The organism is Streptomyces sp. NPDC059897 (assembly GCF_042730865.1).
Lineage (GTDB): Bacteria > Actinomycetota > Actinomycetes > Streptomycetales > Streptomycetaceae > Streptomyces.
In genome coordinates, this window is sequence record NZ_JBHWKQ010000079.1 from 1 (window position 1) to 8,349 (window position 8,349).

7 protein-coding genes are annotated in these 8,349 nt (G+C 70.8%); 5 read left to right on the forward strand and 2 right to left on the reverse strand.

The annotated features are described in order from the left end of the window. Window positions 1–189: 189 nt before the first annotated feature. A complete protein-coding gene (locus tag ACFV9W_RS38880) occupies window positions 190–897 on the reverse strand; it encodes a class I SAM-dependent methyltransferase (protein ID WP_385770827.1) in 708 nt (235 codons plus the stop codon). A 116-nt stretch (window positions 898–1,013) separates the two neighbouring features. Next, a complete protein-coding gene (locus ACFV9W_RS38885; RefSeq protein WP_385770815.1) occupies window positions 1,014–1,610 on the reverse strand; it encodes a DUF3043 domain-containing protein in 597 nt (198 codons plus the stop codon). Window positions 1,611–1,862: 252 nt separating this feature from the next. Here ACFV9W_RS38885 and ACFV9W_RS38890 point away from each other — a divergent pair, with 252 nt between their 5' ends. The 5 genes from ACFV9W_RS38890 (at window position 1,863) to ACFV9W_RS38910 (ending at window position 8,283) form a co-directional block, all read left to right on the forward strand. After that, window positions 1,863–2,660 carry a PspA/IM30 family protein gene (locus tag ACFV9W_RS38890; RefSeq protein WP_385770817.1) on the forward strand — a complete coding sequence of 266 codons (798 nt, stop codon included), beginning with the start codon at window positions 1,863–1,865 and terminating at the stop codon, window positions 2,658–2,660. Between the two features lie 18 nt (window positions 2,661–2,678). Then, window positions 2,679–2,957, forward strand: a complete 279-nt coding sequence (locus tag ACFV9W_RS38895) for a hypothetical protein (RefSeq protein ID WP_385770819.1) — start codon at window positions 2,679–2,681, stop codon at window positions 2,955–2,957. A gap of 45 nt (window positions 2,958–3,002) precedes the next feature. Continuing rightward, window positions 3,003–4,277: a sensor histidine kinase gene (locus tag ACFV9W_RS38900; RefSeq protein ID WP_385770821.1), complete on the forward strand. Its 1,275-nt coding sequence runs from the start codon at window positions 3,003–3,005 to the stop codon at window positions 4,275–4,277. After that, window positions 4,274–4,972, forward strand: a complete 699-nt coding sequence (locus tag ACFV9W_RS38905) for a response regulator (RefSeq protein WP_385770823.1) — start codon at window positions 4,274–4,276, stop codon at window positions 4,970–4,972. The genes ACFV9W_RS38900 and ACFV9W_RS38905 overlap by 4 nt, the downstream gene beginning before the upstream one ends. A gap of 176 nt (window positions 4,973–5,148) precedes the next feature. Continuing rightward, window positions 5,149–8,283 (forward strand): efflux RND transporter permease subunit, encoded by a 3,135-nt coding sequence (locus ACFV9W_RS38910; protein WP_385770825.1) that lies wholly within the window; start codon window positions 5,149–5,151, stop codon window positions 8,281–8,283. Window positions 8,284–8,349 lie beyond the last annotated feature (66 nt).

Below are 8,349 nucleotides of genomic sequence, written 5' to 3' on the forward strand. Positions count from 1 at the left end.
TTTTTTGTTCTCTACTTTTCCGCGCCCCCCCCCCCCCCCCCCGCCCCCCCCGCCCCCCCCCCCCCCCCCCCCCCCCCCCCCCCGGGGGGGCGGGGCCCCCCCCCCGAGGCGTCATCAACGGCGTCGTGGTTGCGGCCCGGGGCTCTGCCCCGGACCCCGCTGCTCAATCGCCGCAGGGGCTTGAGTGGCTCAGCCCCGTACTCCGCAGAGGTGGAGCAGCGCAGCCACCCGGCGGTACGGATCCGACCGCCCCGCCTTCTCCTCCGCGGCGAGCAAGGTCTGAAGCTCCCCGTGCTCCGGCGCCACCGCGCCGTCCGCGGCCTGATCGGTGAAGACCCGCACCCCGTACCAGGAGTGCAGCGGCGCCCCGATCCCCGCGAGCGTCTCCGTCAGCGCGTCGAGCCGGTCGGCCCTGACGTCGAGACCGAGCCGGTTCGTGTACTTCGTGGACTCGAAGGCGCCGAGCGCGCCGATCCAGTCACCGGCGAGCCCCGGCCGCATCGCGAGCGCGTCACCGTTGCGCACCACAAGGGAGAGCAGGCCGCCCGGCGCCAGCATCCGGGCCAGGCCCGCGAGGAGCGCGTCGGGCTCCTCGACGTACATCAGCACGCCGTGACAGAGCACGACGTCGAAACTGCCCGGCAGGAAGTGCACGCCGGTGTCCATGCCGTTGCCCTGCACCAGCCGGACCCGGTCGCGGACCCCGACGGGCTCCGCGGCGAGCGTCCGGCCCGCCACGGCCACCATCTCCGGGTCCTGCTCCACGCCGGTCACCTTGTGCCCGGCGCGGGCGAGGCGCAGCGCCTGCGTACCCTGGCCCATCCCCACGTCGAGCACCCGCAGCCGCCTGCCGACGGGGAACCGCGCGGCCAGCTGCTCGTCGAGCTGCCTGGCCACGAGTTCCTGGCGCACGATGTCGCGCAGCCCGCCGAGCTTGTCCAGCCAGGAGCGCACGACGTCGCCGGCGAAAGCCTCCGTGCCGCTCGTGCCCGCGCCGAGTGTGCTGTCCGTGCTCAGGGCCGCTCTCCGCGCTTGACCTGCGGCTTCGGCAGGCGCAGTCGCTTCATCTGGAGCGTGCGCATGAGCGCGTACGCGACGGCGCCCTTGCGGCGCTCGTTCGGGAACTTCTCCGCGAGGATCTTCTTCAGGCGGAAGCCCGTGACGGCCGAGTCGACCACGATCGCGACGATCACGAACAGCCACAGCAGCAGCGCGATGTTCTGCAGCGAACCGACGCGGATCATGCTCAGGACGAGGATGATCACCGCCATCGGCAGGAAGTACTCGGCGATCGCGAAGCGCGAGTCGACGAAGTCGCGCGCGTACTTGCGCACGGGGCCCTTGTCACGGGCCGGGAGGTAACGCTCGTCGCCGTTGGCCAGCGCCTCGCGCTGGCGCTGCATCGCGGTGCGGCGCTCGTCGCGCGAGCGGGTGCGGGCCTCCTTCGGCGACATCTTGGTGTTGGCCACGCTGCGGCGCTGCGTCTGGGCCTCGCTGCGCTTCGGCGTGGGGCGGCCCTTGGGCGCCTGCGGGTCTCGGGGCTCTTTGGACATGGTCACCTTGGCCTGCGCGGCCTGGGCCTTGTCGTCCTTGGATCGGCTACGGAACACAATCGCCAGGGTACGTGGTGGTCGTGCATCGACCACAGGCCAGTGGGGAACGATCCGACAACACCCCGCGTCCTCAGGTCAGGGGTCATCTACTCCTTGCGCCGGATCGGGGCCGGAAGCAGTCGTCCTCGGGGATGAGCGCATCCGTACCTGAACAGTGCGGTAATAGAGGCAGGACCCGTACTGTGGTTTCTGTCGCAGTGCTGGAGCTGGACCAAGGCTGGATCTGTCAGAAGGGGGCGCGCGAAGCCCATGAGCGGTGTCATGAAGCGTATGGGGATGATCTTCCGCGCGAAGGCGAACAAGGCCCTTGACCGGGCCGAGGACCCGCGCGAAACCCTCGATTACTCGTACCAGAAGCAGCTGGAGCTGCTCCAGAAGGTACGCAGGGGAGTCGCGGACGTCGCGACGTCCCGCAAGCGTCTGGAGCTGCAGCTCGGTCAGCTCCAGTCCCAGTCCTCCAAGCTCGAGGACCAGGGCCGCAAGGCGCTCGCGCTCGGCCGGGAGGACCTGGCCCGTGAGGCGCTGTCCCGCCGTGCCGCGCTCCAGCAGCAGGTCACGGACCTGGAGACGCAGCACCAGACGCTGCAGGGCGAGGAGGAGAAGCTCACTCTCGCGGCCCAGCGGCTGCAGGCGAAGGTCGACGCCTTCCGCACCAAGAAGGAAACGATCAAGGCCACGTACACGGCGGCGCAGGCGCAGACCCGGATCGGCGAGGCGTTCTCCGGCATCTCCGAGGAGATGGGCGACGTCGGCATGGCGATCCAGCGCGCCGAGGACAAGACCGCTCAGCTCCAGGCGCGGGCCGGCGCCATCGACGAACTGCTCGCTTCGGGCGCCCTCGACGACTCCTCTGGTCTCGCCAAGGACGACATCCAGTCCGAGCTGGATCGGCTCTCCGGTGGTACGGATGTAGAGCTGGAACTGCAGCGCATGAAGTCGGAGCTGGCCGGGGGCTCCGCTTCGTCGCAGCAGGCACTCGAGGGCGGACAGGAACAGGGTCAGCCGTCGCAGCAGCCCCAGGACACCCCGCGCTTCGACAAGCAGTAGCGCCTTGAGGAGGCCGACATGATCGTCCGGATCATGGGGGAGGGCCAGGTGGAGTTGGCGGACGACCACTTCACCGAACTCAACAAGCTCGACGACGAACTCCTCGCGGAGATGGAGAGCGGTGACGCGGCGGGCTTCCGCCGCACGCTCGCCGCTCTCCTGGACGCGGTCCGCCGCCTGGGCACTCCGCTGCCGGACGACGCCCTCGAGCCCTCGGAGCTGATCCTGCCCGCGGCGGACGCCACGCTGGCGGAGGTCCGGGACATGCTCAGCGACGACGGCCTGATCCCGGGGTAGCCACTCCGGGCGGGCGGCAGGGGCGGGCGCGCTACCGTGAACCCGGTGAACCGCTTCGTACGGTGGGCCAGGACGCATCCGCTGGCCCTGGACGCCACCCTCGCGCTCGGCGTCCTCCTGTGCATGGTCGCCGGCTCCTTCGTCGACCCGCACGGGCCGGAGGGAACGTACGCCTGGGGCGCCAGAACCCCGAACGTGCTCAGCATCGTCCTGATGCTGCTCGGCGCCGCCGCCCTCGTGTTCCGCCGCCGCGCCCCCCTGTGCGTCCTCGCGGCGACCTCCACCGTCTCCGTCGTCGAACTGGTCACCGGCGACCCCCGCGCACCCGTCGTGATGTCCGCGGTCGTCGCCCTGTTCACGGTCGCCGCCACCACGGACCGCCCCACCACCTGGCGTGTCGGTCTCGCCTCGATGGCGTTGCTGACCGGCATCGCCATGTTCGCGGGACCGCTGCCCTGGTACTCCCAGGAGAATCTGGGGATCTTCGCGTGGACCGGGATGGCCGCGGCCGCCGGTGACGCGGTCCGCTCCCGGCGCGCCTTCGTCACCGCGATCCGGGAGCGCGCCGAACGCGCCGAACGCACCCGCGAGGAGGAGGCCAGGCGCCGCGTCGCGGAGGAGCGCCTGCGGATCGCCCGCGACCTGCACGACGTCGTCGCCCACCACATCGCCCTCGTGAACGTCCAGGCGGGCGTCGCGTCGCACGTCATGGACAAGCGCCCCGACCAGGCGAAGGAGGCGCTCTCCCACGTCCGGGACGCCAGCCGCTCCGCCCTCAACGAACTCCGGGCCACCGTCGGCCTGTTGCGGCAGACCGGGGACCCGGAGGCGCCCACCGAACCCGCTCCCGGGCTCGACCGGCTCGACGACCTCGTCGACACCTTCCGGCACGCGGGCCTGCCCGTCGAGGTGGCCCGCGCGAAGGACGCCCCCGCGCTGCCGGCAGCCGTCGACCTCGCCGCGTTCCGCGTCGTACAGGAAGCGCTGACGAACGTGCAGAAGCACGCGGGCCCCGACGCCAAGGCCGAGGTCAGCGTCGTACGCGTGGGGCCCAACGTGGAGATCACCATCCTCGACAACGGCCCCGGCGCCGCCGCCGCGCACGGCGACCACCCCCGCGACCCCGACGAGCCCGGGGCGAACGGCGGCCACGGCCTCCTCGGCATGCGCGAACGCGCGTCCGCGCTCGGTGGCGCCCTCACCGCGGGACCGCGCTACGGCGGCGGTTTCCGCGTCCATGCGATCCTTCCGACCAAGGCCCGCGCCGGCGGCGCGGCGCCCGCCGCAGGCACCGACACCCCCGAGGACGCCACCACATGACCAGCGCGCCGATCAGGGTCCTCCTCGCCGACGACCAGGCCCTGCTGCGCAGCGCCTTCCGGGTGCTCGTCGACTCCGAGCCCGACATGGAGGTGGTGGGGGAGGCATCCGACGGCGCCGAGGCCGTCCGGCTCGCCCGCTCCGAGCGCCCCGACGTCGTCCTCATGGACATCCGGATGCCCGGCACCGACGGCCTCGCGGCCACCCGTGAGATCAGCGCCGACCCCGGCCTCTGCCACGTACACGTCGTGATGCTGACGACGTTCGAGGTCGACGAGTACGTGGTGCAGTCGCTGCGGGCCGGTGCCTCCGGCTTCCTCGGCAAGGGCGCCGAGCCCGAGGAACTGCTCGGCGCCGTGCGGATCGCGGCCGCGGGCGACGCCCTGCTCTCGCCCGTCGCGACCAAAGGTCTTATCGCCAAGTTCCTCGCGCAGGGGGACGGTTACGAGGAGGGGGAGCGCCTCACGGACGGCCGCGCCGAGCGGCTCGCCGCGCTCACCGGGCGCGAGCGCGAGGTCCTCGTCCAGGTCGCGGGCGGCCACTCCAACGACGAGATCGCCGAGCGTCTGGAGGTCAGCCCGCTCACCGTGAAGACCCACGTCAACCGCGCCATGGCCAAGCTGGGTGCCCGCGACCGCGCCCAACTCGTCGTCATCGCGTACGAATCGGGCCTGGTACGCCCAAGGGTGGAGTGACCCCTACGGGACGTGTACTCCGGGCGCAGTAGGCGGCGGAGAAGAACGGGACCTGGGAGCGACGAATCGGGTCGCACGCATGACCGAGGGTGGACCGTGGGCCCCAAGCCTCACACCACACCGGTTGTCATGCGCGGGCCTTCATCTTCCGCTCACGTCCCACGGAGACCCGATCCATGTCCTGGCTGTCGAGATTCAGCCTCGCTCAACGCGCCCTCATCGGACTGATTTCGATCATCGCGATCGTCTTCGGCGCGATCGCGATCCCTCAGCTCAAGCAGCAGCTGCTGCCCTCGATCGAACTGCCCATGGTCTCCGTCATCGCCCCCTACCAGGGCGCGTCCCCGGACGTGGTGGAGAAGCAGGTCGTCGAGCCTCTCGAGAACTCCATCGACGCGGTCGACGGAATCACCGGCGTCACCTCCACGGCCAGCGAGGGCAACGCCCTGGTGATGGCCCAGTTCGACTACGGTTCGGACGGCAGCAAGCAGCTCGTCGCCGACGTCCAGCAGGCGGTCAACCGGGCCCGCGCCCAGCTGCCCGAAGACGTCGACCCGCAGGTCGTCGCCGGCTCGACCGACGACATCCCGACCGTGGTCCTCGCCGTCACCTCCGACAAGGACCAGCAGGCGCTCGCCGACCAGCTCGACAAGTCCGTCGTGCCGACGCTGAAGGACATCGACGGCGTCTCCCAGGTGACGGTCGACGGCGTCCGCGACCTCCAGGTCGACATCACGCCCAGCGACCGGAAGATGGCCGCGGCCGGGGTGAACCCGCAGGCCCTCGCCGAGTCCCTGAAGGCCGGCGGCGCCACCCTGCCCGCGGGCTCGCTCGACGAGGCGGGCAAGAACCGCACGGTCCAGGTCGGCGGCGGCTTCACGTCCCTGAAGCAGATCCAGGACCTGATGATCACGGGTGAGGGCGTCAAGAAGCCCGTACGCCTCGGTGACATCGCCACGGTGAAGCAGCAGCCGTCCACGGCCGACTCGATCACCCGCACCGACGGCGAGCCCAGCCTGTCGCTCGCGGTCACCATGGACCAGGACGGCTCGGCCGTCTCCATCTCCAAGGCCGTCAAGGACAAGCTGCCGCAGCTGCGCGACGACCTCGGCTCCGGCGCCGAAGTGACCGTCGTCAGCGACCAGGGCCCGGCCGTCTCCAAGTCCATCTCGGGCCTGACCACGGAGGGCGCGCTCGGCCTGCTCTTCGCAGTCATCGTGATCCTGATCTTCCTGGCCTCGCTGCGCTCGACGCTCGTGACGGCGGTCTCCATCCCGCTGTCGGTCGTCCTCGCGCTGATCGTCCTGTGGACCGGCGACCTGTCGCTCAACATGCTGACGCTCGGCGCGCTGACCATCGCGATCGGCCGTGTCGTCGACGACTCGATCGTGGTCCTGGAGAACATCAAGCGCCATCTCGGCTACGGCGAGGAACGCAGGGAAGCGATCCTCAAGGCCGTGCGCGAGGTCGCGGGCGCGGTGACGTCCTCGACCCTCACCACCGTCGCGGTGTTCCTGCCGATCGGCCTGGTCGGCGGCATGGTGGGCGAGCTGTTCGGCTCCTTCTCCATCACGGTGACGGCGGCGCTGCTGGCCTCCCTGCTGGTGTCGCTGACGGTCGTTCCGGTCCTCTCCTACTGGTTCCTGCGCCCGCCGAAGGCGGCCCGCGGGGTCGACCCGGAGGAGGCGCGGCGCAAGGCCGAGGAGAAGGAGGCGCGCTCCTGGCTGCAGCGGATCTACGTTCCCGTGCTGCGCTTCGCGACGCGTCGCCGCTTCACCTCGCTGATGATCGCGGTGGTCGTGCTCGTCGGCACGTTCGGCATGGCGCCGATGCTCAAGACGAACTTCTTCGACCAGGGCGACCAGGAAGTCCTCTCCATCAAGCAGGAGTTGCAGCCCGGCACCAGCCTCTCGGCGACCGACGCGTCCGCGAAGAAGATCGAGAAGATGCTCTCCGGCATCGACGAGATCGAGGACTACCAGGTCACCATCGGCTCCTCCGGATTCATGGCGGCCTTCGGCGGCGGCACCGACACCAACCAGGCGTCGTACCAGGTGAAGCTGAAGGACTCCGCGACGTACGAGGCCACGCAGAAGCGCATCGAGCGCGAGCTCGGACAGCTCTCGGGCGTCGGTACGACGACGATCGCGGCCGGTGACGGCTTCGGCAGCCAGGACCTGTCCGTGGTCGTGAAGGCCGCCGACGGCGACGTGCTGGAGAAGGCCTCCGACCAGGTCCAGGACGCGGTCGCCTCGCTCGACGACGTCACCGACGTCACCAGCGACCTGTCGCAGTCGGTGCCGCGGATCTCCGTGAAAGCCAACTCCAAGGCGGCCGCCGCCGGGTTCAACGACACGACGCTCGGCGCCGCCGTCACCCAGGCGGTGCGCGGCACCACCAGCGGCAAGGCGACGATCGACGACACCGAGCGCGACATCGTCGTGAAGTCGGCGCAGCCGGCCACCACGATGGCCGAGCTGAAGAAGCTGCCGATGGGTCCGGGCGGCGTCAGGCTCGGGGACATCGCCACCGTGAAGACGGTCGACGGTCCTGTCTCGATGACCCGGATCGACGGCGCCCGCGCGGCGACGGTCACGGCGAAGCCGGACGGCGACAACACGGGTGCGGTCAGCGCCGACCTCCAGTCGAAGCTCGCCTCGCTCGACCTGCCCAAGGGCGCCACGGCGACCATCGGCGGCGTCAGCGAGGACCAGGACGACGCGTTCAAGAACCTGGGCCTGGCGATGCTCGCGGCGATCGCGATCGTCTTCATGCTCCTGGTGGCGACGTTCCGTTCGCTGGCCCAGCCGCTGATCCTGCTGGTCTCGATCCCGTTCGCGGCCACGGGCGCGATCGGCCTGCTGATTGCCACCGACACGGCGATGGGCGTCCCGGCGATGATCGGCATGCTGATGCTCATCGGCATCGTGGTCACCAACGCGATCGTCCTGATCGACCTGATCAACCAGTACCGGGCCCAGGGGCTCGGCGTGGTCGAGGCGGTCGTCGAGGGCGGGCGGCACCGGCTGCGCCCGATCCTGATGACGGCCCTGGCGACGATCTTCGCCCTGCTCCCGATGGCGCTCGGCGTCACCGGCGAGGGCGGCTTCATCGCGCAGCCGCTGGCGGTGGTCGTGATCGGCGGTCTGATCACGTCGACGCTGCTGACGCTTCTGCTCGTGCCGACGCTCTACGCGATGCTGGAGCTCCGCAAGGAGCGGCGGGCGGCCAAGCGGTCCGCGAAGCGGGACGGCGGGTCCGGGGTTCCGCCCCAGACCCCGGCGCCCGACCCGGAGCCGGCCAACGCGTGACGGTTGCCGTGCCGCCTTGGGCAATCTGCCGCCTTGGGCGGCAGGGTGGGCAAGGCGGCACCCCGG

Coding starts and splice junctions, on each gene's coding strand:
- ACFV9W_RS38890 (WP_385770817.1), top strand. CDS start 1,863: ATGAGCGGTGTCATGAAGCGTATGGGGATGATCTTCCGCGCGAAGGCG.
- ACFV9W_RS38895 (WP_385770819.1), top strand. CDS start 2,679: ATGATCGTCCGGATCATGGGGGAGGGCCAGGTGGAGTTGGCGGACGAC.
- ACFV9W_RS38905 (WP_385770823.1), top strand. CDS start 4,274: ATGACCAGCGCGCCGATCAGGGTCCTCCTCGCCGACGACCAGGCCCTG.
- ACFV9W_RS38910 (WP_385770825.1), top strand. CDS start 5,149: ATGTCCTGGCTGTCGAGATTCAGCCTCGCTCAACGCGCCCTCATCGGA.